Origin of the sequence: Achromobacter xylosoxidans (genome assembly GCF_002192695.1) — a bacterium.
In the GTDB taxonomy this organism is placed as follows: domain Bacteria; phylum Pseudomonadota; class Gammaproteobacteria; order Burkholderiales; family Burkholderiaceae_B; genus Achromobacter; species Achromobacter xylosoxidans_C.
In genome coordinates this window covers 1-25,380 of sequence record NZ_MTLG01000112.1, presented here as the reverse complement: position 1 = coordinate 25,380, position 25,380 = coordinate 1, and the positions used below count along the sequence as shown (strand labels likewise).

The window sequence follows — 25,380 nt, the reverse complement described above, 5'->3', positions numbered from 1 at the left end:
AACAGGGCGCCTACTTCGCCGCCTGCACTTCGATCTTCACCGTGTTCGAACGCACGCCGTTCGATTCGATATATACCTCGTAGACCGCCGGGTCCTTCGGCAGCTGCACCTGCGCCGCCAGGTCGGTGCTGAACTGCGTGCCCACGCTGATGCCGGGACTGATGGGAAGGCCCTTGGGCGGACGCGAGCTGGGGATTTCGTCCACTTCCATGCCGGGACGCTTGCGCGGCTTGTATTCGTAGGCCACGCCTTCATAGACCGCCTTGGTCTGCGTGTTGACGGCGACGAAGCGCGGCAGTTTCTGGTTCTGCGATACGGGAATGATGCCCTGCGCGCAGACGGGGATGACCAGCGCGCCGGAAGCCTGCGGACGCACGCGCGCGGGCGCGGCAATGTTGAGCTGGTCGTCGCTGCCCTGGTTGGGCGGGATGCAGGCGTGGTCGCGCACGGTGCCTATGGGCGCGGTGGCGAACGAGGGCGGATCGATCCAGTCGGTGTTCATCGTGGTCTTCTGGGTATGAGGGGTGGGGCGCGCGGCGGTGGCGGCGCCGGGCACGGCCATGGCCATCGCGGCCGCGAGCAGCAGGGCCAGCGCCGGCGCCAGGCGGCGCCGCGCGTCAGAACGAGGGCCAGCCATTGGACATGTCCGTCTTGCGTACGGCCTGGGCGCAGCTGGCGCAGAAGCGGATGCTGACGCAGTCGCCGCCGAACATGACGCAGGAGCCGACGTGGCTGGGATCGGCCTGGCTGGCAGGCAGGCCGAAGTGGCAGTGGTTGCCGAACTGGGAATAGAAATACGGACCCTTGTCGAGCTTGGACGAGTCCATGTCGGCTTCGTCCGGGTGGGCACGCGCCCACTCGGGGCCGCTGGGCGTCATGCCGATCAGGTGGCCGATCTCGTGCACCAGCGTCTGCTGCAGATAGTCCAGCGTGTTGGGCTCCCAGGGGCTCATCGCCGCCACGCCCAGAAGGTTGGTGCCGGGGAACGCCACGCCGCCCGCGGAGCTTTCCATCAACCGGACCTTCAGGATGATCTTGCCCGTGGTCGGGACGGGAACCAGGCCTGCCATGCGGATGTTCAGGGCGTGGCAGGCCTTGGGGTTCGCCGTATCGTAGGGCACCGGCGTAATGCGGTCCTTGGGTATCGTCACCTGCCTGAGGCCGGCCGCGGGGTCGGTGTACTCGAACAGGCATTCGACGTACCAGTCCACGCCCGGCTCGATGTGATGCCACAGGAAGCTGAGGTTGCCGTCGGCGCTGACGAACTCCACCTGCTTGTCGCCCGCGCCGGGACCGGCCGAGGCTTGCACGTAAATGGGCTGGACGGGCAGCATCGAGGCCAGCCGGTCGATGTGGCAGACCACGAGCGTATAGGGCTCGTGGTCCGGGCCCTGCGACCCAGGATAGACGGAGGCGGCCAATTGGCGCAGGCGTTCATAACCGTCGTCCGTGAACACGTCCATGTTGGCGTCGCCGCGCGTGCTGACCGGCGGCAATTGCACGACGTCCACGCCATGCCGCGCGTATTCCGTCGCGGTCGGCTGGAAGCCGTGGCGGCGCGCCAGCGTCTCGGGGCCAGGCAGCATGATTTCCTGGAGATACAGCCGCCTTGCGGTCTCGACCTGCTCCGTGGAGATGGTCTGGTTCTTGTCGTTCACCACCTCGAAGGTATAGGTGTTCAGGCCGGCGGCGGGCAGGGTGATGTTGTCGACCACCTTGGTGCCGTCGGCGTCGGTCACATAGCTGTAGGAGCGCTGGTTGGGCTCGCGATACAGCGGCTGGCGGCTTTGCTCGCGCGCGGAGTACACCGCATTACCCGCACGCGGGCTGACCTTGACGCTGAAGCGGTGCTGGCCGGCCTTGTTGAAGCGCACGCGGATCCTGGGCTTGTTGGTCTGGCGGTCCAGGCTGTCCAGCGCCTGGCCATCGTTCCAGACTTCGTCTTCCTCCTTTAGGTTGACGTACTGGAGCTTGGCGCCGCTCCTGGCCCGGTAGGCGGATGGCGTCGGCGCGCCGGCGTCCGGCGTCCCGGCCGCGGCGGCGCCGCCTGCGTCCTCGCCGCCGGGCGCGCCCGCGGGCCTGGCCACGGGGCCGGGCAGGCTGACGCCAGCCATTTCCATGACCCGCTTGGCCATCGCCGGATAGGGCGAGTTCGCCACCGCGGGGATGTTCATGATCGCCTCCGCCACCTTGGGCAGCGTGACGCTGGATATCGTGGGTGATTGCAGGATGGCGCCGACCACGGACGGAATCGCGGAGTCGGTCAGGCCCGGCGTGCTGAGTATTGCGCCCGCCACCGTAGGCAGATTGCCCTGGTTGACGTCCGGCATGGTCAGCAGCGTGTTCACCGCCGTGCTCAGCGCGGCGGGGCGTCCGCCCATGGCGCCCATGGCCTGGGTCATGACCGGGCCGATGGCGGATCGCACGCCGCCGCTGCCGGCCGCCGTCAGGTTGGAGGCGGCGTCCAGGGCGGATGCCGCCGTGGCGTTGCCCATCGCCGTGGCGGCGCTGGAAGCGCCCGACAGCATGCCCGAGGCGGACGGGCCGGCGCCTGCGGCCGGCGAAGCCAGGGTGGATGCCTGCGATGCCAGGGCCGAGGCCTGCGACGCCATGCCGCTCGCCTTCGTCACGGCTCCTGCCGCGTCAGTCAGCGCCTGCGGCATGGATACCGCGCCGGCCAGCGCGTCGGTTGAGCCCTGCGCCATATTCATGGTGGAGAGGCCGCCATCCATCAGCGACGGCGTTGCCATGCTGGCCAAGGATTGCGTGGCGCCGTTAGCCAGTGAGGACGTGGCGCCGCCAGTCAGCGACGGAGCCGCATTCTGCATGGCCGTCTGCGCCATGCCGCCGGCCTTTGCCATCGCGCCCGACATCAGTTCCGAGCCTGCCTTGCCCGCTGCCTGCATGGTCTTGCCGGCCATGGCGCCCAATTCCTGCACGGGCTTGAGCGCATCGCCCACCATGCTCTTGGCCTGGTCCAGCATGCCGGACGCGCCTTCGGCCGCCGCGGACAGGCTCTTGGAGACGGCAGTCGCGCCGTTCGCAAGCGCGGCGCCCGCGCTGCCCAGCATCGAGGCTTGCGATCCGGCGGCCGCAGCAGGCGTGGGGGCTGCGGCGAGGGGAGCCGCGGCGCCGACCGCACCGGTCGCGCCGGCGGCATTCAGCGCCTGGCCGGAGCCGGCTTGCGCCTGCAGCTTGGCCTTGGGGCGGTGCACCAGTTCGGCCGTGACCAGCATCGGGTCGCCCACTTGGGTGGACGGCAGCGCCGGCAGCGCGGCCGCGTCGCTGGCAGGCCCAATCAGGTTGTGCGACGCGCCTTTGACCGAGAACATGCCCGGCCCCTTGAACAGGATGTCGCCGCCGGTCATGACGATGCTGGCGCCGGCGGCCTGCAGGGTGACGCTCTGGTTCGCCAGGATCTCGATGCTGTCGGCGGTGGAGGTGACGGTGATGTCCTGGCCGGCCAGCATTTCCAGCATGTCGGTATGCGCGTGGATTGACACAGGGGATTCGGCGGCGACGGCGCGGATGCCGCCGTCCTGCACGAACAGGCTGGTGGAGCGGCCGGAGGCCGTGGCGAAGGTCTGGCGCGCGGCGACGTGGCCGTCGGCCTGCGCGGTGACGTGCAGGTTTTCGCTGGCGTGCAGGATGGCCGAGGCCGGCGTGGCGAAGTTGAGCGAGGAGGGCGCGTCTATCAACATGCGGGCGCCATCGATGCGCTCCACCGCCTCCGTGCCCGTGCGCTCGGCGCCGCTGGCCTTGAGCGCCTGTTGGCCGCCCACGCTGCCCGGATAGCGGCCATCGCCCTTGGGGTCGATGGCGCGGGTCAGCGCGTCATATTGGCTGGTGGCCGCGAGCGCGCGCGCCTGGCGCTTCGTTCCCGCGGCATCCAGGCGTTGCGCCGCATGCTGCGCGCCGCGCAGACGCGTCAGCGCTTCCTGGGCGTCGGCCTGGGTGGACCGGGCATCTTCGCGCGCGCTGGCGGACACCAGCATGCCTTGCCCGGAGCGCACCACGGTCCAGGCATCCGAGCGCAGCTCGAAGCCGGTGCCGCGCCATGCGCCGCGGTTCGATTCGTCCGCGGCCTGCTCGACCAGATAGCCCAGGCCCAGCTGCGTGGCGCCGATGGAACTGGACAGGCGGGTGCGCATCTGCCGCGATGTATCGTCGAACAGCCACTGGCTGTGGCCTGCGTCGTCCAGGCCCTTGCTGTGCCAGCCGCTGAGCGTGCCGGGATGGTTGGCCGCGGCGTCCTCGCCGGCGGACCAGGGAGGCAGGTCCGCGTCGTTGTACAGCTGTGCCGAAGCCACGGGCTGGTCGATGTCGCCGTCCAGGAACTCGACCAGGACCTCGGTGCCTTTGCGCGGCAGATGGTGCGCGCCCCAGTTGGGACCGGCCTGCGCGCCCGCAACGCGCAGCCAGGTGCCGGAACTGTCGTCGCCCGGCGCATTGCCGGTGTCGTCGCCGTGGCTGCGGTGCGCCAGGCCGCCAGGCAACGGGCGCGCGCCGCGTTGCCAGGGGAATTGCACCTTGATGCGCAGGTCGCGGCCCGAGGAAATGGGCGCGTCCTGCGCGGCCACCACCACAGCCGCCAGGCCTTCGGGCGCCGTGGGCTTGGCGCGCCAGCTGGGCACAAGCGGCGCGGCCGCGGGCAGGGCGCCGAAGGCGTTGCGGTAGGAGCCGTGTTCCAGATCGGACTCGCCCAGCGCCTGGGCGGCCTGGCTGCCCAGGTTGTTGGCGGCTTCGTGTTCGACGTGCAGCAGCGTGTAGCGGTTGCCGCCCATTTCATCGACGGCCTGGCCCGAGCCCGCGGCATAGCGGCTGTGCTGGGTCAGCGTGAAGTCATGGCCGGGCATCATCTGGCGCGCCGTGCCGCCACCGTCAAAGCGCACCATGCGGGCTTCATGCGCCTGCAGGCTGCGCGCGGCGGCAAGCTCCGCGCTGTCGCCGTCGGCATGGCGGCCGTGGCCGTCGTAGTCGTAGTCTTCAAGGCGGGGCACCGCGCCGGCCTGGACGTCGGACTGCGCATGCGCCGCGTGCGCGAGCAGCTTGCGGTCGTCCCAGGCCAGGCGCGTCACGGCGTTGGGACGTACCGCGCGGGACGCGCCGAAGCGCGTGATGCTGTCCTCGGTTTCGGTGGCGTCGCTGCGGTGAAAGCGCAGCGTGGCGTCGGGGCAGGCGGGCCGCGCCGCGCGGGTGTCGAACACGACCAGCCGGTGGCGCGCGCCGCCCGAGGCTTCGTCCTGCTGTTCGCCCTGCTGGTGGTCGAAGCGGAAGCTCAAGCCGGCTTCGGCCATCAGGCGCAGCACGAAGGCCAGATCGGTCTCGCGGTACTGCGTGCGCAGCGGGCGCGGCGCGGGCGGTTCGGCGATGTCGAACGAGTAGGCCGCCTGCGGATAGTCGGCGAAGATTTCGCTCAGGATGTCGGTGACCGATTTGTCCTGGAACAGAAAGCTGTCGCGGCGCAGGCCCAGGGCCGCCAGCCAGGGCGCGGCGTGCAGCCGGTAGCGCGCCAGGCCGCCGTCCGCGCCCAACGCGTCCACGCCTTCCACCACTGCATGCCATTGGCGCCTGCCGCCGTCGGCCAGCAGCAGGCTGACGCTGATCTCGCGGCCCAGCAGGGCCTGCACATCCAGTTCGGCCGAGGATGCCAGGCAGTCCAGCGTCAGGGAAAACAGTTCGGAGACGCCTTCGCGCAGGCTCATGCGCTCCACCGCGAGCGCCGCATCCAGGGGCGTGCGCACTTGCAGCATGCGGGCGTTCTGGGAGAGGGTGGCAACATCCAGGCTGCTGAATCCGGCGGGCGTTTGGGAACGGTCGGTCATGGAGCGGTCGGCCTGCGGCTGTCAGGGGAGCGAGATGGTCAGGTGCGCGGCGCGCGGCCCGATCTTGACGATGTCATGGTACGGAGCCATGGCGGTCTGCATGTCGCGGTTCAGGAAGTGGCTCATGCCCAGATAGGCCAGTAGCCCCAGCAGCGCGAACAGCGCGCCGATGCTCCACAGCGGCACGTCGCGCTTGAGCGTGTGGGCGATCTTGTCGGGCAGGGGCCAGTGCGGCGCGAAGCCCGCGCGCTTGCCGCGCAGCAGCGTGATCTCGTCGCCCAGCCGCGCCGTGAGATAGCCTAGCTTCTCCTGGCCTTCGATCATGTACTTGCCCTGGAAACCCAGCAGCAGGCACATGTAGAACACTTCCAGCGATTGCAGGCGCGGCGCGCCCTGCGCGCGCAGGTCCTCCAGGCGCGCAAAGAAGTTCTCGCCGGCGAGCTGTTCGCCGAACAGCGTCAGTTGCAGCGGCTGCAGCATCCAGGCGTCGCGGATGGAAAAGCCGGAATTCAGCACGGTCTCATCCACCGCCGCGCAGAACGCGTACTTGGTGGCGTAGACGTCCTCGGCCGGGATGTCCATCTTCTTCGCGCTGCGCTCGAAGTCGGCCAGGAACTGCTGAACGCGCGCCGAGAACGAGGCGGCGTCCACGGGTTCCTGGCCGCTTTTCAGCAGGAACAGCATCAGGAAGCCGTCGTACAGCAGGTCCAGCAGGGACTTTGCGGGACGCGAGCCGTAAAAGTCGGCGGCGCGGGGAGGGAGCGAGGCTCCGGGCATCAGGGTAGGCGCGTCGGCGGTCATGGGCAGGCTCTAGCGGGTGACGGCGATGAGGTCCAGTTTCAGTTCGGGTATGCCGGAGGGGGCATAGATGGCGATGCTGCGCGCCTGCAGCATGCGGTCATACAGCGAGCCGCGCGTCTGCAGGGTGAAGTAGCAGGCGCCCGGCTTGACGGGCACGGCGGGCGGAACCTGCGGCGTGTAGACGAGCTGCACGCCGGGCATGGCCGATAGCACCAGCTTTTCCACGTCGTCGGGCGCGCCCACCTTGAAGCGCAGCGGCACGGTCTCGGCCAGTTCGCTGGCGGGCGTGGCGGCGGACACCGACAGGTAGAGCGCGGTGGTCTCGTCGAGCTTGCCGGAATCCAGCCGGCCGACATGGAACGAGGGGCGCAGCTCTTCCAGCACGATAGAGAAGTAGCGGGTGGAGATGACGGTGTCGAGCAGGTCGCGCAGGATCTCGTCCAGCTGCGCGAAGGCCGCGCCCGGCGCGTCGTGCTGGTAGGCCGGCAGGTCCGCCAGCGTGTGCACCTTGGAGAAGGTCATGAGCGCACCGGCGAGCCGCAGCATTTCCTGGAACAGGCGTTCGGGATGCAGCTGCGGATTGTGGAACAGGTGCGACAGCGCCGAATAGGCCTCGTTGCAGGTGTGCAGCAGCCAGAACGAGGCCACGTCGCCCGAGCGGAATTCGATGATGTTCTTGTTCGGCTCACGGTGAAAGCCGTAGAGCGCGTTGACCTTGGCCTGCAGCGCGTCGAGCAGGCGGCGCAGCTGTTCGAACAGCGCGCTGCAAGCCTGCACCGTGACGCTGGGGGCGATGAAACTGGTGTCCAGTTCGTAGCCGGCGCTGGCGGTGCGGCGCACGCGCGCAACGGGGATCGTCAGCAGCGCGTCGCGCGGCTCGTGTTCCGACAGCAGGCGCACGTTCTTGCGCAGGAAGGCGAGTTCGGCCGTGCTGGCGTTGGTGTACAGATCCGGCGCGGGGCTGTCCTGATGCGCATAGCGCGCATCGAAGCCCTGTTCCTGGCGTGTGTCGCGATAGTTGCCGCCGACGTCTTTCATCGGATGCAGCGCCAGGTAGAACACCGCCGTGCTGGCGCCGTCCAGGCCGTCCAGCGCGACCGCGGGCGGCAGGTCGTCGTTATGGGGGGCGCTGTAGATCTCGCCGTCGGGAAAGATCGCGGAGAGCTCGGTGGCGCGCAGCATGCCGTTGGCAAGCGCCGCGGCGTCGAAACGCGCCGCGCGCAGGCCCCAGGCATAGGGATGCAGCGCGCGGCTCATTTCCGCGAGGCGGGCCTCGTGGTACGCGTCTTGGCGTTGAAAATGCTGGGGCCGCAGGAACAGCCCCTCTCCCCACAATATCTTCGCTGAATGGCTCACGTTTGCTGGCTCTTGCTTCTTATATAGAGAGGGCGTCGATGACGGCGGCTAGTCGCGGTCGGCTCGCGTTCAGTTCGGGCATTGCACCGAGCCGAGGCGGGCCGGATCGAAGCCGGGCACGCCCGGTGGCAACACTATCTGTCCGGTGACCACGGTCATCGCGCAGGCATGGGCGCCCATGACGATGCCGGTGTCCTCGGCGGTCTTCACTTCGAATACGTATTTCCAGCGCTGCGGCGCGGGCGCGTAGAACAAGCCCGCGACAGCGATGTAGGCAGCGGTTTTTGGCACTTTTTCCAGGTGCTCATAGCGCTGTCCCGGCGTCAGTGTGACTTCGCGTGCAGCGATGATGCTGTCACCCAACGCTGCCTTTTCGGCGTCAGTATCAACCAATTGCGTGAGCGGTGCGCGCTGAAATGCCTCGGCATTCTTCAAATAGTATATTTTCGTAACCACAGCCATGGGCTGTCCGCTACTCGCATTCAAATTTTCTCCGGCATGTATCGCCAATTTCACATCGATTGGCGCATTCGGGTCTTTTTTCAGGCCCGCCATATCCATCATGCCGCCGGTCATTCCGGCCACCGCTCCAATCGCTGAAACCGCTGCGCAACCGCTGATTACGGGGCTTGCCGCGATGATGGCGAGCGCCGCCACGCACCGAGAAAAATAGAGATGTTTTGACATGGCTCTTTATACCGGAAGCCTGCGACAACATACAGATCGCGGCACGTTGAGCGAAGTTTGGTGGCGAGTTACATGAAGTAATGCACTGTAGTGCGGCGCTAACAAAAGGTTGTTGAAATACGCGGCCTTGGTTACACCCTCCTACATACCAAAAAAATGCACAGATACCGGGTTTTCCTCATCAGCGGAATGCTGGCCTTTCTCGCGGGCTGCGCCACATCTCCGAAGCCGCAGACCGACGCCGAATACAAGCAGTCGATGACGCACGCCACGCAGACCTTGGCTGCGAAGGGCAACGACCAGGCGGTCGCCGAGTTTCAGGAAATCGCCCTGCTCAATCCCGCCCGTGGAGAGCCGTGGTCGTACATCGCCAAGATCCGCTTCGACGAGCAGAAGTATGGCGAGGCCATCGTCGCGGCCGACGAAGCGCTGAACCGCGACCCCGAAGACTTCACCGCCAAGACCGTGCGCGCGGTGGGTGGCCTGCGGGTGGCGATGCAGTCGCTGGCTGATCTGCGCGCCAACGCGCTGCTGGCGGGCAACGCCCGCACCGATGCGGTGGCGCTGGCTGCCGCCATGCGCGAAACCCTGGGCCAGGACGTGCTGTTCCCCGAGGGTTACAAGCCGCCGCGCCCGCGCCAGCCGCGGCGCAGCGATGCGCAGGGCGCGGCCGCCGCGCAACAGGCCAAGCCTGCCGCCAACGCGGCGGCGGCGACGCCGGCCGCGACGCCTGTGGCCGCAACGCCCGCAGCCCCTGCGGCGAATCCCGCCGCAGCTCCCGCCGCAAAGCCGCCTGCGGCCCCGGCGGCCGCCGGCGCCGCGCCGGCCGGCCGCGCGCCGGATCCGTTCGGCAACCTCCTCAAACCCTGATCGGGCCTACGGCCTCTTCACTATGCACTTCGCTTGGAGCCCCCATGGCTAAGAAAGAAAGCGTTCAGAAAAGACTCCAGAAAGTACGTCCGCCGCGCGTGCAGCTGACCTATGACGTCGAAAAGGGCGACGCGATCGAGCAGAAGGAACTGCCTTTCGTCGTGGGTGTGGTCGGCGACTTCAGCGCGCAGTCCGAAGCCGAGCTGCCGCGTTTGAAGGACCGCAAGTTCGTCAACATCGACGTCGACAACTTCGACGACGTGATGCGAGGCCTGGAGCCGCGCGCCGCCTACCGCGTGAAGAACCGCCTGACCGACGAAGGCGGCACCTTCGGCGTGGACCTGAAGTTCCGCTCGGTCGAGGACTTCCGGCCCGAGGCCGTGGTGCAACAGATCGAGCCGCTCAAGGAGTTGCTGGACATCCGCACCAAGTTGGCAGACCTGCGCAACAAGCTGGCGGGCAACGACAAGCTGGAAGACCTGCTGGGCGAAGTGCTCAGCAGCACGGAAAAACTGCAGCAACTGACCAGCGAAGCCGGCAAGAACGGCAAGGGAGGCAGCAATGAGTAATTCCGCCGCTGCGCAGAACGTATCCGCGCCCGCCGCCCAGGCCGATTCGGGCCTGCTGGACCAGATCGTCGAACAGAGCCGCGTGGCCAAGTCCACGGCCGAGCACGACCGCGCCAAGGACCTGATCGGCGAACTCGCTCGCGAAGTCATGAAGGGCACCGTGGTGGTGTCGGACAACCTGTCCGCGATGCTGGACGCCCGTGTGGCCGAGCTGGACCGCCTGATCTCGGCACAGCTGAGCGAAGTCATGCATGGCGCCGAATTCCAGAAGCTGGAAAGCACCTGGCGCGGCCTGCATTACCTGTGCCAGGAGAGCAACACCGGCCCGATGCTGAAGATCAAGGTGCTCAACGTCACCAAGCGCGACCTGGTGCGGGACTTCCAGACCGCCATCGACTTCGACCAGAGCCTGATGTTCAAGAAGGTCTACGAAGAAGAGTTCGGCACGTTTGGCGGTTCGCCGTTCGGCGCGCTGCTGGGCAACTTCGAGATCACGCGCCAGCCCGAGGACATGTACTTCATCGAACAGATGTCGCACGTGGCCGCGGCTTCGCATGCGCCCTTCATCGCCTCGGCCTCGCCCGAGCTGCTGGGCCTGGACAGCTTTGCCGACCTGGGCCGCCCGCGCGACCTGGCCAAGGTGTTCGACACGGTGGAATACACCAAGTGGCGCAGCTTCCGCGATTCGGAAGACTCGCGTTACGTGGGTCTGACCATGCCGCGCTTCCTGGGCCGCCTGCCGTATGACCCGAAGGAAGGCACCTCGGTGGAGGGCTTCAACTTCGTCGAGGAAGTGGACGGCACCGACCATGCCAAGTACCTGTGGTGCAACGCCGCCTGGGCCTTCGGCGCGCGCCTGACCGCGGCCTTTGCCGACTTCGGCTGGTGCGCGGCGATCCGCGGCGTGGAGGGCGGCGGCCTGGTCGAGAACCTGCCGACCCACACCTTCAAGACCGACGACGGCGAAATCGCCCTGAAGTGCCCGACGGAAATCGCCATCACCGACCGGCGCGAAAAGGAACTGAGCGACCTCGGGCTGATTCCGCTGGTGCATTGCAAGAACTCGGATTACGCCGCGTTCTTTGGCGCGCAGTCGGTGCAGAAGGCCAAGAAGTACAACACCGACAGCGCCAACGCCAACGCGGTGCTGTCGGCGCAGCTGCAATACATCTTTTCGGTATCGCGCGTGGCGCACTACCTGAAAGCCATGATGCGAGACAAGATCGGCAGCTTTGCCTCCGCGCAATCTGTCGAGAGCTTCCTGAACCGCTGGGTCTCGCAGTACGTGCTGCTGGACGACAACGCGAGCCAGGAACAGAAGGCGCAGTTCCCCTTGCGGGAAGCATCGGTGCAGGTTGCCGAGGTGCCGGGACGTCCCGGCGTGTTCCGGGCCGTGGCGTTTTTGCGGCCTCACTTTCAGCTCGACGAGCTTTCGATTTCGTTGCGCCTGGTTGCGGAACTCCCCGCCCAGGCCCAGAAGTCGTGACCACCGTCGGATTCGACGATTTTTAACCAGAGAGGCTATTAATGAAGGACATCTACGTCAAATTCGGCAATCCCGCGCTCAAGGGCGAGTCGCAGGACAAGGACCATCCGGACTGGATCGAAGTCGGATCGTGGCGCCATGAAATCATCCAGCCGCGTTCGGCTACCGCTTCCACCTCCGGCGGCCACACCGCCGAGCGTACCGAGCATGGCGAGATGGTCTTCACCAAGGACCTGGACGTGGTCAGCCCGCTGCTGTATCAGCACGCTTCGGGCGGCACCACCTTCGACGAAGTGACCATCGATTTCCTGCGCGCCGACGGCGAAGGCAACCGCGTCAAGTACCTGGAAATCAAGCTCAAGTACGTGATCATCTCGCGCGTGGCGCCGGAAGTCGTCAGCGAAGGCCTGCCGCACGAATCGTTCTCGCTGAAGTACGCCGCCGTGCAGTGGAAGTACACGCAGCAGAAGGTGGGCGGCAACCAGGGCGGCAATGCCCAGGGCGCATGGAGCCTCACCAAGAACGACAAGACGTACTCGGTCTGAACCTGACCGCATGAACGGCAAAGGCCCCGGCCGGTCCGGCGCCTTTGCTCAATGAGGCCGCGATGAAGGGATTCGAACCCAGCCTGTTCGACAAGTTGTTCGACGGCGACGGGCAGACACCGCATGCGTTGCGACGCCTGTCGGTGGAAGAAATCAAGGAAACGGTCGCGCGCGACATCGAGGCCCTGCTCAATACGCGCATGGTCTTCACCGAAGACTCGCTCAAGCGCTATCCGAATTGCCAACGGTCCATCCTGACCTATGGCCTGTCGGATTTTTCCGGCCTGAGCCTGGCCAGCCACTACGACCGCGAATTTATCTGCCGGTCGCTGGAGCAGGCGATCGCCCGCCACGAGCCGCGCCTGACGCATGTGCGGGTGCTGCTGCAGGTGGACAGCCGTGCGACCTCGGTGCTGTATTTCGCGATTACCGCGATGCTGGACGTGGGGCCGGCGCATGAGCCGGTCACGTTCGACGCGACGCTGCAGCCGTCCACCTTGCAGTACTCGGTGAGCAAGGGCCGGGCCAAGGCCGCGGCAGTCGCCTGATAACAATCCATGCATGCGGGCGCTGGCGGCACGCCGCCGGCGAAGAAGGGAAAGATGGAAGAACTGCTGCCTTACTACGAACGCGAACTGGGCTTTCTGCGCGGTTCGTCGCGCGATTTTGCGCAGCGCTATCCGAAGATCGCCGCGCGGCTCGGGCTGTCTGGCGAAACCTGCGAGGATCCGCACGTCGAGCGGATGATCGAATCGTTCGCGCTGCTGGGCGCGCGCATCAACAAGAAGCTGGACGACGACTATCCGGAGTTCACGGAAGCGCTGTTCGAGGTCATGTATCCGCACTATCTGCGTCCGTTCCCGTCGTGTTCGGTGGCGCAGTTCGACATGGGGGGCATGGCCTCGCAGCTGACCGCGCCGGTGCGCATGGCGCGCGGCACGGAGCTGAAATCGCATCCCGTGCGCGGTGTGGCGTGCCGTTTCCGCACGGCGTACGACGTCACCCTGGCGCCGGTGAGCATCCGCCAGGCGGTGTTCGCGGCCACGGCCAACGCGCCGTCGGCGGCCAGCCTGCCGGCGGGCGTGACGGGCCGGCTGTCGCTGACGCTGGCCTGCCTGGCAGAAACCCAGAATTTTTCCACCCTGGCGGTGGACCGCCTGCGCGTCTACCTGCATGGCGAGCCCTCGTTCGTGGCAGCGTTGCGGGACTGCCTGTTCCTGCGCACCGCCGCGGCCTATCTTGAAACGCAGCCGGGCCGCTGGAACCGTATGCAGGACGTGCCGCTGGCCGAGGTCGGGCTGTCGGAGGACGAAGCGTTGATCGACTTTCCGGCGAGCTCGCATCCCGCTTACCGGTTGCTGGCGGAGTACTTTGCGTTCTCCGAGAAGTTCAATTTCGTCGACATCGACCTCGCGGCGCTCAGGCGCGCGGCGGGCCCGGTGCGTGAAATCACCCTGCATTTGGCATTGAAGGGCGTGCGAGCGGACTCGAATACGGCGCGCCTGCTGGAATCCGCAACCGCCGACAACTTCCGGCTGGGCTGCACGCCCGTCGTCAACCTGTTCGCGCAACGCGCCGATCCCATCCGCGTCACCCATGCGCAGGCGTCCTATCCGGTGGTGGCGGACGCTCGCCGCGCCTACGGCTACGAGATCTATTCGATCGACCGCGTGCGCCAGGTGCGGCAGAACGCGCAGGGCGATTCGGTGGTGGAGTTCCGGCCCTTCTATTCGCTACATCATGGCGAAACGCCCGAGGGCGCCGGGCACTACTGGACGGCGCGGCGCAATTCCATGGTGGCCGAGCGCAGTCCGGGCTACGAAATGGAGCTGTCCATCGTCGACATCGATTTCGACCCCTCGCTGCCGCAGACCGAGACCCTGAGCCTGGAGCTGACCTGCACCAACCGCGACCTGCCCGCGCATCTGGCGGTGGGGCAGCCGGGCGGGGACCTGTTCCTGGAGGGCGGCTCGATCGCGCGCGAGATCCGCATGCTGCGCCGGCCGACCCACACGCATCGCTTCCAGCAAGGGCGGGCGGCGCACTGGCGCCTTATTTCGCATCTGGCGCTGAACCATCTGTCGCTGGTGCACAGCGGCCTGCCTGCGCTGAAAGAGACGCTGCGGCTGTACGACCTGTCGCATTCCGCGGTGGCGGCGCGCCAGATAGAAGGACTGGTCGGGCTGGACTACAAGCCTGCCACGCACTGGATGCCCGGCGAACCGTTCGCGACCTTCGTGCGCGGCATCGAGATCCGGCTGACCATCAACGAAGACAACTTCGTCGGCACCAGCCTGCATGCCTTCGTGGCGGTGATCAACCGCTTCTTCGGCCTTTACGTGCACGCCAACAGCTTCGTGCAGCTGGTCGTGCTGTCGCGCCGCGGCGCGGAAGAAATCCTACGGTGCCCCCCATGCAACGGCGACGCGATCCTAGCGTAATCGAATCGCTGCTGGCCGAGCCTCAGCGCTTCAAGTTTTTCCAGGCCGTGCGGGTGCTGGAGTCGTGGTTCGCGCGGCAGGAAGGCAGCCGCGCGCGCAACGCCGTGCCCACGCACCTGCGCTTCCTGAATTCGTCGTCGCTGGGCTTCCCGGCCAGCGAGATCGCCGCGCTGACGGCCTATGACAAGCAGGGCCAGACGCTGGAAGACGCCGAGGCGCGGCTGGCGGCGCTGGCCGCGGGCAACCTGGGACGGGTGGAGATCGAGCCGGCCTTCTTCGGCCTGTTGGGCGCGCAGGGCGCCATGCCGCTGCATTACACCGAGATCCTGAGTACGCGCGAGAGCTCGCGGCGCGACCGCGGCGCGCGCGCCTTCTTCGATATTTTCTCCAACCGGGCGGCGGCGCTGTTCTATGCGGCCTGGAAGAAGTACCGCATGCCCGTGCGGCACGAGACTGAACAGGACCATCACTATCTGCCGCTGCTGCTGGCGCTGGGCGGCATCGGTCATCCGGCGCTGCGCGACCGCCTGCAATCGGGCCAGGGCCGGGTGTTCGACGAATCGCTGGCGCACTATGCCGCGGCGGCGCGCCAGCGGCCGGTATCGGCGGCCTATCTGCAACGCGTGCTGGCGGATTACTTCCAGGTGGCGTTGCGGGTGGAGCAGTTCGTCGGGCGCTGGTATCACGTGCCGCCGCAGAACCGCACGCAGCTGGGCATGCCCGGCGCGGTGCTGGGCGTGTCGGCCATGGCTGGCGACCGCATCTGGCAGCGCGACATGCGCATTCGTCTGTGGATCGGTCCGCTGTCCAGGGACGCGTTCACCGACTTCCTGCCCGGCGGCGCGCGCGCCCAGGCGCTGGAGAAGCTCTTGACCATGTTCGGCGGCATGAGCTTCGAGTACGAAGTGCGGCTGGTGATGGCGAAAGAGGACGTCGGCGGCAGCGTGCTGGGCGAAGGCGGCGGCGCGCGGCTGGGCTGGAACTCCTTTCTTTGCACCGAGCCGGTGGCGTCGGACCGCGATGACGCCAGCTACGAATTGCACACCATTCATTGAGACTAGACGACCTAGAACATGGCCACACCCTTGAAGACCCTGATTGGAAAGCTCAACCAGACCTGCCGTCAGGCGGCCGAGCGCGCCGCCAGCCTGTGCATGGCCCAGGGGCATTATGAGGTGGACCTGGAACACCTGTTCCTGGCCCTGCTGGAAAAACCAGCGAGCGACTTCAGCATGGTGGCGCGGCGCAGCGGCATAGAAGCTTCAGTGCTGGAAGCGGACCTGAATGCCGAGATTCGAGGCTTCAAGAACGGCAACACGCGCACGCCGGTGTTTTCGCCGCATCTGCCGCGGCTGTTCGAACATGCCTGGTTGATCGCCTCGCTGGACACGCAGACCACGCGCATCCGTTCCGGCCATCTGCTGCTGGCCTTGCTGACCGAGCCCGACCTGGCCCAATTGGCGCGCCGCGGATCGCGCCTGTTCGAATCGTTCCGGCTGGACGAGCTGAAGCATGATTTCACCGCGTTGACTGCCGGCTCCGAAGAGGCAGGCCAGTCGGTGGCGCTGGGCGACAGCCCGGCGGGCGACGCCGGGCAGGATGGCGCGGCCCCGGCTGCAGGCCTGTCCAAGACGCCGGCGCTGGACCAGTACACCGCCAATCTGACCGAGCGCGCGCGCGAGGGCAAGATCGATCCGGTGATCGGCCGCGATGCCGAGATCCGCCAGATGATCGACATCCTGACGCGCCGCCGCCAGAACAATCCGATCCTGACCGGCGAGGCCGGCGTGGGCAAGACCGCGGTGGTCGAGGGGCTGGCGCTGCGCATCGTGGCGGGCGACGTGCCGCCGGCGCTGGCGGGCGTGGCGCTGCGCACGCTGGACATGGGCCTGCTGCAGGCCGGCGCCAGCGTCAAGGGCGAGTTCGAGAACCGCCTGAAGAACGTGATCGACGAGGTCAAGCAGAGCTCCACGCCCATCATCCTGTTCATCGATGAAGCCCACACCATGATAGGCGCGGGCGGGCAGGCCGGGCAGAACGACGCGGCCAACCTGCTCAAGCCGGCATTGGCACGCGGCGAACTGCGCACCATCGCCGCGACCACCTGGAGCGAATACAAGAAGTACTTTGAAAAGGATGCCGCGCTGGCGCGCCGCTTCCAGGTCGTGAAAGTGGAAGAGCCCAGCGAGGAGCTGGCCGCGAGCATGCTGCGCGGCATGGCGCCGCTGATGGAACAGCACTTTGGCGTGCGCGTGCTGGACGAGGCCATCGTGGCCGCGGCGCGCCTGTCGCACCGCTATATCAGCGGCCGCCAGCTGCCGGACAAGGCTGTCAGCGTGCTGGACACGGCCTGCGCGCGCGTGGCCCTGGGCCGCAGCGCCACGCCGGCGCTGATCGACGACGCGCGCCACCGCCTGGCGCGCCTGGAGACCGAGCGCGTTGCCTTGCGCCGCGAGGCCGCGGCAGGCGCAGCGCAATCCGCGCGCTTGCGCGAGCTGGACCAGGAAATGGACGCCACGCGTGTCGCGTTGACGGACGCGGAAGCGCGGCTGGCGCGGGAAAGCGAGCTGGTCAGGCAGATCCACGCGCTGCGCGAGGAACTCGAGGCGACGGGTGTGGAAGCCGCGCCGGAGCCCGCCGGCAAGCGCCGCTCGGGCAAGACGGCCGAACCCGCCGCCACGCCGGGCCAGGCGCAACTGGCCGAATTGCAGCAGCAGCTGCGCGCTTTGCAGGGCGAGGCGCCGCTGGTGCCTGCCTTCGTGGACGCGCAGGTCATCGCCGAGATCGTGTCGGCCTGGACCGGCATCCCGCTGGGCCGCATGGTCAACGATGAAATCCGTACCGTGCTGGAACTGCAGCCCCTGCTTGCCGAACGCGTCATCGGCCAGGACCATGCCTTGCACGCCATTGCGCAGCGCGTGCGCACCGCGCGCGCCGGCCTGGAAGACCCCAACAAGCCCAAGGGCGTGTTCCTCTTCATCGGCCCCTCGGGCGTGGGCAAGACCGAAACCGCGCTGGCCGTGGCCGACGTGCTGTATGGCGGCGAACGCAAGCTGGTCACCATCAACATGAGCGAGTACCAGGAGGCCCACAGCGTATCGGGCCTGAAGGGCTCGCCGCCGGGCTACGTGGGCTACGGCGAGGGCGGGGTGCTGACCGAGGCGGTGCGCCGCCAGCCCTACAGCGTGGTGCTGCTGGACGAGATCGAGAAGGCCCATCCCGACGTGCTGGAGCTGTTCTTCCAGGTATTCGACAAGGGCGTGATGGATGACGCCGAAGGCCGCGAGATCGATTTCCGCAACACGCTCATCATCCTGACCTCCAACGTCGGATCCTCGGCCATCATGCAGGCCTGCATGAACAAGAGCGCCGAGGAACGGCCCGATCCCGAGGCCTTGCAGGAACTGTTGGCGCCGCAGTTGTACAAGGCCTTCAAGCCCGCCTTCCTGGGGCGCATGAAGACCATCGCCTACTACCCGGTGGACGACGACGCCTTGGTCCGCATCATCGGGCTGAAGCTTGGGCGCATCGCCCAGCGGGTCCAGGCCAACCACCGCGCCGCCTTCGAGTGGGACGAGGCGCTGGTGGAGGCCGTGCTGGCGCGCTGCACCGAGGTGGATACCGGCGCGCGCAACGTCGACCACATCTTGAACGGCACGCTGTTGCCGCAGATCGCGGAACAGGTGCTGGGCCGCATGGCGCAGGGCGAGGCCATCGACCGCATCCGCGTGACCGCCGGCAAGAACGGCGAATTCCGCTATCGCCTTGCCTGACGCCGGAGTCTGACATGCCCATGGATACCGCCGGCCTTTCCCGAATGTCGATCGCATCGGTCGATCAGGCCAACCGCCTGCTGGATCTGCGCACCCCGCTGGGCGCCAACCGGCTCGTCGCGGAAACGCTGTCCGCCACGGAGACCTTGTCGGACGGCGCGTTCCGGCTGGAACTGACCGCCCTGTCCGACAATGCCGGCATCCCCTTGTCCGAACTGCTGGGCAAGCCGGCGACCCTGCGCCTGCAGACCGCGCTGGGCCGCGAGCAGCCCCGGGTCTGGAACGGCTACATCACGGCGGCGGAGTTCCTGGGCGCCAACGGCGGGCTGGCGCGCTATGGACTGACGCTGGAGCCCTGGCTCGCGTTTCTGCGCGCGCGCCGTGACAGCTTTGCCTATCAGGACAAGACCGTCTTCGAAATCGTCGACAGCATCTTCGGCGACTACAAGGATCAGGGGGGCATCGCTCCGCAATGGCGCTGGGTGGTGAAGGACCGCGCCGCCTACGCGCAGCGCAGCCTGACCGTGCAGTACCGCGAAACCGACCATGCCTTCGTTGAGCGCCTGCTGGCGGAAGAGGGCTTGTTCTACTGGGTGGAGCACGAGGCCGGCGAGGGCGATGGCAGCCACACGCTGATCATCGCCGACCATAACGGCGCCTTCCAGCCCGGCCCGCAGGCCAGCGTGCGCTTTGCCCGTGCCGACGTCACGGAGACCGAGGACAGCATCCAGCAATGGAGCCGGCGCGCGCGCTGGCAGACCAATGCGGTGCGCATGGCCAGCTGGGATTACCGCAGCGCCCAGGCCAGGCCGGTGGCGGCGCAGGTCGAGGGCGGCGCCGCGAAGGGCGCGATGGATCTGGTCGTCAACGACTATCCCGGTCAGTACGCCTACGAGGACAGCGCGCAGGGCGAGCGCCTGGCGCACATTGCGCTGGCCGCGCTGCGCGTGGGCCAGGATAGCTGCGAGGGCGCGGGCACCGTGCGTACGCTGGCGCCGGGCCAGCGCTTCGAGCTGACCGGGCATTTCCAGCAGGGCGGGGCCGCCTATGTGGCGATCGCCGTGCGGCACGAGGCCCGCAACAACTTCGACGAGGACCTGGGCCGCGCCGTGCGCGAGGTGCTGGGCGAGAGCGGTCCGCAAGCCGCCGAGGCCGACTTCTACCGCAACACCTTTACCTGCATAGGCATCGATACGGAATTCCGCAAGGCCACGCGCGACGGGCATGGCGAACGCCTGCATCCTCGCCCCACCGTGTACGGCGCGCAGACGGCGCTGGTGGTGGGCGCCGAGGCGCCGGTGCATACCGACCGTGACCACCGCGTCAAGGTGCAGTTCCATTGGCAGCGCGGCAAGGCTTCCAGCAGCCGCCTGGAACATCCTTCGGGCGACGAGAACGCGCCCGCCAAGGACGAACTGGGCACGTGGGTGCGGGTGGCGGAAGCCGTGGCGGGCGGCGACTGGGGCGGCAACTTCGTGCCGCGCGTCGGCCAGGAAGTGCTGGTCGAGTTTTTGCACGGCGACATCGACCGGCCCGTGGTGGTTGGCGCGCTCTACAACGGCGCGGGCGCCGAGGATGCTTCGCACAATCAGGTGCAGGGCGGCGCGGCCAATGCCACCGGCAACGCGCCCGCCTGGTTCGCGGGCGGCGCCGACGGCCATGCGCACAACGTGGTGATGTCCGGCTTCAAGACGCAGGCGCTCGCCAGCAGCGGGCAGGGCACCGGCGGCTACAACCAGCTGGTGCACGACGACACGCCGGGACAATCGCGCCTGACGGCTTCGACCACGCAGGCCGAGAGCCGCCTGAACCTGGGCCACGTCAAGCAGCAGCGCGACAACGAACGACTGCAGGACCTGGGCCACGGCGCGGAGCTGTCGACCCGCGAGGCGGTGGCGCTGCGCGGCGGCGCCGGGCTGCTGATCAGCGCGGACCTGCGCAAGAACGCCAAGGGTGCGCTGCTGGACAGCGAGGAGGCGGGCCTGCAGATCGAGAACGCGATGCGCGTGGCCGACGAATTGGCGCAGGCGGCAACGCGCCAGAAAGCGGTGCTGGAAGACGATCCGGAAACACTGCCGGCGCAGGATGCGTTGAAACATGTGCTGGAGGTTATCGACGCGAAGCAGGACGCGCCCGAGGGCGAGCCCGTTGCGGCCTATAGCGAGCCACAGTTGCAGGTGAGCGCGCCCAGCGGCATCGGGCAGTACACCCCGGCGGACGCCTTCCTGGCGGCCGGGGCGACGTTGGCGCAGGTGGCGCCGGACGTGAACTGGGCCAGCAGCGCCAACCTGGCAATGGGCGTGGCCGGCGGCGCGGTGCTGTTCACGCTCGGCCGCAAGGCGTCCGGCGGCAGCCCGGTGCAGGGTCAGGGGCTGCTGCTGCATGCGGCGGGCGGCAAGCTGCGCCTGCACAGCCAGGACGCCAAGATGACTTTGTCCGCGGAAAAGGCGGTGACCTTCGCGTCGGCGCAGGCCGGCGTGACCGTGCAGGCGGCCAAGCGCGTGCTGGCGACGGCTGGCGGCGCCTATGTACGCGTGGAAGGCGGCGGAATCCAGCTGCACGCGCCGGGGAAGGTCGAGTTGAAGGCCGGCGTGCATAACTGGGTCGGCCCGGAAAGCAGCCAGGCGAATCTGGCCTTCAACGAAGCCAGTCCCTTGTGCGAAGCGCGCGTGCGCGGCGCGGCCCAGCGCGGCGGCGCCGTGGTGCCGCTGGGCTGAGGCGGGAGGACGGCGGCATGCTTGATTACCAGGCGTTCAGCGCCTATGGCTATGGCCTCATCCAGGACGAGCGGACGGCCGGCGTGCCGGCCTGCGTCCAGGCCGAAGCCCTGGTGCCGCCTGCGCTGCGGAAAATGCCGGGGCTCATGCCCCGGTTGGTGGATCTGTCCGCCATGGCAGCGGCGGACAAGGCGCAGGCGCTGGCCAGCCTGAACCAGGCCTTGCTCGATAGCGGGGATCTGTGGCTGGGGCTGCTGCTTCAGTCCGATCAGCCCGCCGATGCCGTGGCCGCGCATCTGCGTTCGCGGATGATCGTCGACATCGCAGGCCAGGGGCCGTGCTTCTTCCGTTTTTTCGACCCGCGCGTGTTGGTCCAGCTGCCGTGGATGCTGGACCCGGCGCAACTGGCCTGGCTTTGCGGGCCGGTGCAGCGCTTCGCGTTCCACCTGGATGGCGCATGGCGCGCCGTGGCGCGCCCCGACGCCGAGGCGGCGTTGCGCCCGCGGCTGAGCGCCGAGCAATCCTTCGCGCTGACCCAGGTGCAGGCGTTGAACGAAGTGCTGGCAGGCCTAGAGACGTTTGAACCGCAGGGGCGCGTCGCCGTGGGTCAGGCCGTGATGGGGCATTTCCGCACCGCCCGCGACCTGGGCCTGGACTCGGCGGAGGAACGCAAGGCGTTCGCGCGCCACGCCCTGGAGATACACCCCGCCTTCCATCGGCACGAGCGGGTCCGCGCCTGCCTGGCGGCGATGCAGCCCGAAGACGATTACCCCTACCTTGCCGCGATCCAGGACCTGTCGGATGAAGACTGGTCCCGAGTGCGCGCGGATATGGAACGAACTGGAGAGCCCGATGGCCGATGATGCAAAGAACTGCGGGAAGAAGCGCTCGTCGCTGGATTGCGGAGAGGATTGCCCGTTTCACCGGATCGGCCTGCCCATCATGCCGCTGCGCTACGCGGTGCTGAAGAACGACGGCGCTTTTCCGGCGCTGGACGGCGACCTGAACACGCCGCAGCTGGCAGAGCGGCCCCTGGGCGACAGCGCACGTTATGGCGTGCGCCTGCTGCGTCCGGGCTATCTGTACGTCTATGACGAGGCGCGCTCGGAGCTGAAGGGCTACTACGTCAACGAAAATGCCACCCTGTACAACTTCGATCTCGACAAGCCGGTGCAGGACTGCGACCGGACCTTTACTTGCACGATGGACCACGAAGCCAAGGCTTCGCTGCTGACGATTCCGAACGCCAAAAAAGCGACATTCGTATGGTTGGCGTTTTCGGACGTGCAGTGGACCAAGGATGTGTGCAAGGCGCACAAGGGCAAGAAGGGCGCCGACATGCGCGAGCGGCACATGTTCAAGTTCGACGTGCAGGCCTGGCTCAGTGGCAAGAAGCACCCTCAAGCCAAGAGCATCAAGACCCTGAAGGACACGGCCGCCGATTATGTGGTGCATCGCAAGCGGGAACTGGACCCCTACGGCAAGCAGCAGCTGCTGGGATGGAGCACCATCGGCTACTACGACGTGCATGGTTGGATGGGCGGGATGATCGAGGACGCGGCTGAAGCGTTCTCGCCTGGCAATGGGCTGATGCTGGCTTTGCCGGACAGTACGGGAATCATGCAGGACCTGGCTAGGTTGATGCGCATGCGTTTTGATGAGTTCGTGTCGAACAAGGCGGACGAACGCCCGCTTACCATCTCGAAGTCCATCGAGTCGTTGCGCGAGATTGTGATGCAGACCGCCGAGACCGATTTTCTTCGGAAAAGAGGCAACGATGCGGTAAATCAGTCGGTCTACGGAACGACCTCGCCTGGCATGGCGTCGGGCCCGGGAGGGAGCGGGGCGGCTGGCTTGGCTGCCGGGACGCTGTTGGCGGATTTGCTGATACCGGGACACCAGGAGCGGCGCAAGGCCGAGGCGGAAGAGCTACGCTATCCGACTGCCCAGGAAAGGAGTCAGGTTCGACATGATTCCTGGAAGAAGTATCTCGAAAAATACGATGAGAATGCGCGCGTTGAATGGCAGAACGGGTTCGACGCGCGCATGGCGAAGTTCGATTCCGACACCATCATCCCGATGGCACAGGCCCATGTGGCCTGGATGAAGTGCGAGAAGACGATCTCGTCGTTTGAGTGCAACTACGATTCCCGGAACGTGGATAGCGGCGAGGTCTTTCAGACCGTATTTTCGCTTTGCATTGACGGAACGCAAGACAAGCGGGCCTGCTTCGATCTGTATGTCGAGTGGTTGCAGGGAGACCCGGTTGATACCAAGAATCTGTTATTGCGCGCCATGTTTCACAATCAGGATCTGATTGCCGAAAAAGTTCTTGAGGCGCATGAGGCGGCTGTTGATTGGAAGGCGATTCCCTGGGGAAATCTGCACGGGGCTTACAAGACCGGCCTGAGCGTGTTGAGCGATGGCCGGTTGGACAAGACTGCACGCTTGCTCGAGCAGGTTATGGGGCCGATAACGCGCGTGCTTAAATTTGGAGTGGATAGCGGCGCCGCTCGAAAGTTGGCCATGTATCTGGGGCTGGTGTCGCAGAAGAGCGTGGCGATCGTCGAAGTCGAAGGCGGCAAGAAAGCGTTTCGAGCGGCGCTAATTCGGGAGCTCCTGCGTCAGCACGGTGCCAAGGTGGATATACGCCAAATGGAACGAGCCGTGGCGGACGAGTTGCGGCGCCTGGAGGTCAAGGGCGAGCAGGTGGAAGGGACGGAAAGGAAGAAGTGGTTCATGTTGGTGGACAACGAATCCGCGGCTAGCGTCGCTTCCGATGCTCGTCCGGCAGATAAGGCGAGAGGATTGGCTCAGTCAGTCATGACTGTCGAGGCGTACGAGGCTCAGGAAATGGCGCGTTGGCGCTCGGTCATCAATACGGATTTGCGCGTTGGCGTCGTCAGCGGAATTTTTCAGGCTGTCGTGGTGTACAAGCTTTGGCGGGACACGGAAACCGCAATGTCACACGAGAGCAGCGATGCAAGTTGGAAATTCGTGGTTGGAATCGCAGGGATGGGAGGGACGTTGGCCGATGTGGTCGGGGCGGCGTTGAAGAATCGGGCTACCGCTGGCATGTCGCTAGGAGTCGGCGTCGGATTCGAGACTACGGGGAATTTGCTTGTACGTTGGGGAGGGCGAATCGGCGTTATCTCTGGCATCATCATGGCGGTTTTTGACCTGAAGAGTGCTCGGGAGCAGCGGGATATCGAGAAGAATGGCTTTATGGGTGGGTTGTATCTTGCTTCGGCGGTTGTGAGCGTTGTGGTCATCGCTGCCTTCTTTTGGTCATTGACACTGGTCGGGTTGATAGCGTCCGCGATCCTGATCCTGATTTCTATCCTCATCGAATCCTATAAGGACAACAAGCTTCAGGAATGGCTCAAACGTTGCCAGTGGGGCGTCAATCATAAAAAGGAAGGGGCAGAGGTGTATCACGGACTTCCGGATGAGGTAAGAAATCTCCGTCTTGCTGTTGGTGGAGATACGTGATGGATTACACAGGTTTTATCTCCAAGTTTCCGAACAATCGGTCATTGAATGATTTCGATCGACAGCATCATTTGAAGCAAAAGACTCGGCTCGATGTGCCGCTTTTAGCGCAATTGTGCGTGGTGAAATTGGACTCCAATCGATTGGTTTCGGTTGATCGTTGGTACGGCTGGCGCGGGTTCATGGCGCTGGTGGGGGCGTTGATTGTGTTGGTTGGCCTGGGGGGGCTGTATGTCGCCGTGGAACCGTTATTTGGTGATTTACCTGACGATAATGGGCTCTGGGGAATGCTCATATTTGGGGTCATCGCATTTTCCGCGCTAGTTGGATTAGGCGGGTGGACGGCATGCAAGGAGTTATTCCGCTGGACGTACTATCCGATTGTGCTGGACCGTAAGAATCGCATGGTGCATGTGTTCCGATTGGATGGAACCACGCTGACTGTTCCGTGGGACAAAATATATTTCACCCTCGGGCGAGGAAAAGGTGCGTTCGGTTGGTTAAATTGGGATGTTCGCGGGCTGATTCTTGACGCTGATGGCGTAACGGTGCGGGAGACGTTTGCCTTTTGTATAGCCTCCAGCCGTCTAGAGAATGTCCATTCTCACTGGGAATTCCTGCGACGCTACATGGAAGAGGGGCCTCAGGCGGTGCTGGAGGCGGTCCTGTACTGCATGCCTGTGGACGGCAACAAGCGCGAGAGCTTCGCCTTTTCCAAGGAGCGCGTTTTCGCCAACGACGCGAACAGTCCGGGTTTTATGTATCTGACTATGATTCCCTTCAACTACCTGCACACCATCATGCGCTGGGCAGTCATG

The 25,380-nt window shown here is 66.2% G+C and carries 17 protein-coding genes; 12 read left to right on the top strand and 5 right to left on the bottom strand.

Annotated features, from left to right (window positions below):
* Positions 1–10: 10 nt before the first annotated feature.
* From BRO63_RS27480 to tssJ, 5 genes are all read right to left on the bottom strand, one after another.
* Entirely contained in the window at positions 11–637 is a 627-nt protein-coding gene (locus BRO63_RS27480; protein WP_088142827.1) for a hypothetical protein, read from the bottom strand.
* On the bottom strand, positions 618–5,825 hold the full coding sequence (gene tssI, locus BRO63_RS27475; RefSeq protein ID WP_088142826.1) for a type VI secretion system tip protein TssI/VgrG: 5,208 nt from the start codon (positions 5,823–5,825) through the stop codon (positions 618–620). The genes BRO63_RS27480 and tssI overlap by 20 nt, the downstream gene beginning before the upstream one ends.
* Before the next feature lie 21 nt (positions 5,826–5,846).
* The gene (icmH, locus tag BRO63_RS27470) at positions 5,847–6,602 is read right to left on the bottom strand and encodes a type IVB secretion system protein IcmH/DotU (RefSeq protein ID WP_223283522.1); all 756 of its coding nucleotides are present in this window, start codon (positions 6,600–6,602) and stop codon (positions 5,847–5,849) included.
* A gap of 33 nt (positions 6,603–6,635) precedes the next feature.
* A complete protein-coding gene (tssK, locus tag BRO63_RS27465; protein ID WP_088142824.1) occupies positions 6,636–7,982 on the bottom strand; it encodes a type VI secretion system baseplate subunit TssK in 1,347 nt (448 codons plus the stop codon).
* Positions 7,983–8,051: 69 nt separating this feature from the next.
* Positions 8,052–8,669 carry a type VI secretion system lipoprotein TssJ gene (tssJ, locus tag BRO63_RS27460; RefSeq protein WP_088142823.1) on the bottom strand — a complete coding sequence of 206 codons (618 nt, stop codon included), beginning with the start codon at positions 8,667–8,669 and terminating at the stop codon, positions 8,052–8,054.
* Between the two features lie 189 nt (positions 8,670–8,858).
* Here tssJ and BRO63_RS27455 point away from each other — a divergent pair, with 189 nt between their 5' ends.
* The 12 genes from BRO63_RS27455 to BRO63_RS27400 all read left to right on the top strand — a co-directional run.
* Positions 8,859–9,539 carry a hypothetical protein gene (locus BRO63_RS27455; RefSeq protein WP_088142822.1) on the top strand — a complete coding sequence of 227 codons (681 nt, stop codon included), beginning with the start codon at positions 8,859–8,861 and terminating at the stop codon, positions 9,537–9,539.
* A 44-nt stretch (positions 9,540–9,583) separates the two neighbouring features.
* Positions 9,584–10,108, top strand: coding sequence for a type VI secretion system contractile sheath small subunit (tssB, locus tag BRO63_RS27450; RefSeq protein ID WP_013396290.1), 525 nt, complete (start codon positions 9,584–9,586; stop codon positions 10,106–10,108).
* Positions 10,101–11,594: a type VI secretion system contractile sheath large subunit gene (gene tssC / locus BRO63_RS27445; RefSeq protein ID WP_088142821.1), complete on the top strand. Its 1,494-nt coding sequence runs from the start codon at positions 10,101–10,103 to the stop codon at positions 11,592–11,594. Before tssB ends, tssC begins: the two co-directional genes overlap by 8 nt.
* A gap of 41 nt (positions 11,595–11,635) precedes the next feature.
* Positions 11,636–12,139, top strand: a complete 504-nt coding sequence (locus BRO63_RS27440; protein WP_006395404.1) for an Hcp family type VI secretion system effector — start codon at positions 11,636–11,638, stop codon at positions 12,137–12,139.
* A 62-nt stretch (positions 12,140–12,201) separates the two neighbouring features.
* Positions 12,202–12,687 (top strand): type VI secretion system baseplate subunit TssE, encoded by a 486-nt coding sequence (tssE, locus tag BRO63_RS27435; protein ID WP_088142820.1) that lies wholly within the window; start codon positions 12,202–12,204, stop codon positions 12,685–12,687.
* Between the two features lie 54 nt (positions 12,688–12,741).
* Positions 12,742–14,580, top strand: a complete 1,839-nt coding sequence (gene tssF, locus BRO63_RS27430) for a type VI secretion system baseplate subunit TssF (protein ID WP_088142976.1) — start codon at positions 12,742–12,744, stop codon at positions 14,578–14,580.
* Positions 14,544–15,635 (top strand): type VI secretion system baseplate subunit TssG, encoded by a 1,092-nt coding sequence (tssG, locus tag BRO63_RS27425; RefSeq protein ID WP_179215237.1) that lies wholly within the window; start codon positions 14,544–14,546, stop codon positions 15,633–15,635. Before tssF ends, tssG begins: the two co-directional genes overlap by 37 nt.
* 18 nt (positions 15,636–15,653) lie before the next feature.
* Positions 15,654–18,353, top strand: a complete 2,700-nt coding sequence (tssH, locus tag BRO63_RS27420) for a type VI secretion system ATPase TssH (protein ID WP_088142818.1) — start codon at positions 15,654–15,656, stop codon at positions 18,351–18,353.
* Between the two features lie 14 nt (positions 18,354–18,367).
* Positions 18,368–21,070, top strand: coding sequence for a type VI secretion system Vgr family protein (locus tag BRO63_RS27415; protein ID WP_088142817.1), 2,703 nt, complete (start codon positions 18,368–18,370; stop codon positions 21,068–21,070).
* Between the two features lie 17 nt (positions 21,071–21,087).
* Positions 21,088–21,933 carry a DUF4123 domain-containing protein gene (locus tag BRO63_RS27410; RefSeq protein ID WP_088142816.1) on the top strand — a complete coding sequence of 282 codons (846 nt, stop codon included), beginning with the start codon at positions 21,088–21,090 and terminating at the stop codon, positions 21,931–21,933.
* Positions 21,923–24,562, top strand: coding sequence for a T6SS effector BTH_I2691 family protein (locus BRO63_RS27405; RefSeq protein WP_088142815.1), 2,640 nt, complete (start codon positions 21,923–21,925; stop codon positions 24,560–24,562). Before BRO63_RS27410 ends, BRO63_RS27405 begins: the two co-directional genes overlap by 11 nt.
* Positions 24,562–25,380 (top strand): DUF6708 domain-containing protein (locus tag BRO63_RS27400; protein WP_088142975.1); only part of this gene is annotated, 819 nt, incomplete at its 3' end. The genes BRO63_RS27405 and BRO63_RS27400, both read left to right, overlap by 1 nt.

What these genes read in the sequence shown, in the direction of transcription:
- BRO63_RS27480 (WP_088142827.1), bottom strand. Translation starts at nt 637, where the DNA reads ATGGCTGGCCCTCGTTCTGACGCGCGGCGCCGCCTGGCGCCGGCGCTG.
- tssI (WP_088142826.1), bottom strand. Translation starts at nt 5,825, where the DNA reads ATGACCGACCGTTCCCAAACGCCCGCCGGATTCAGCAGCCTGGATGTT.
- icmH (WP_223283522.1), bottom strand. Translation starts at nt 6,602, where the DNA reads ATGCCCGGAGCCTCGCTCCCTCCCCGCGCCGCCGACTTTTACGGCTCG.
- tssJ (WP_088142823.1), bottom strand. Translation starts at nt 8,669, where the DNA reads ATGTCAAAACATCTCTATTTTTCTCGGTGCGTGGCGGCGCTCGCCATC.
- BRO63_RS27455 (WP_088142822.1), top strand. Translation starts at nt 8,859, where the DNA reads ATGCTGGCCTTTCTCGCGGGCTGCGCCACATCTCCGAAGCCGCAGACC.
- tssB (WP_013396290.1), top strand. Translation starts at nt 9,584, where the DNA reads ATGGCTAAGAAAGAAAGCGTTCAGAAAAGACTCCAGAAAGTACGTCCG.
- tssC (WP_088142821.1), top strand. Translation starts at nt 10,101, where the DNA reads ATGAGTAATTCCGCCGCTGCGCAGAACGTATCCGCGCCCGCCGCCCAG.
- BRO63_RS27440 (WP_006395404.1), top strand. Translation starts at nt 11,636, where the DNA reads ATGAAGGACATCTACGTCAAATTCGGCAATCCCGCGCTCAAGGGCGAG.
- tssE (WP_088142820.1), top strand. Translation starts at nt 12,202, where the DNA reads ATGAAGGGATTCGAACCCAGCCTGTTCGACAAGTTGTTCGACGGCGAC.
- tssF (WP_088142976.1), top strand. Translation starts at nt 12,742, where the DNA reads ATGGAAGAACTGCTGCCTTACTACGAACGCGAACTGGGCTTTCTGCGC.
- tssH (WP_088142818.1), top strand. Translation starts at nt 15,654, where the DNA reads ATGGCCACACCCTTGAAGACCCTGATTGGAAAGCTCAACCAGACCTGC.
- BRO63_RS27415 (WP_088142817.1), top strand. Translation starts at nt 18,368, where the DNA reads ATGCCCATGGATACCGCCGGCCTTTCCCGAATGTCGATCGCATCGGTC.
- BRO63_RS27410 (WP_088142816.1), top strand. Translation starts at nt 21,088, where the DNA reads ATGCTTGATTACCAGGCGTTCAGCGCCTATGGCTATGGCCTCATCCAG.
- BRO63_RS27405 (WP_088142815.1), top strand. Translation starts at nt 21,923, where the DNA reads ATGGCCGATGATGCAAAGAACTGCGGGAAGAAGCGCTCGTCGCTGGAT.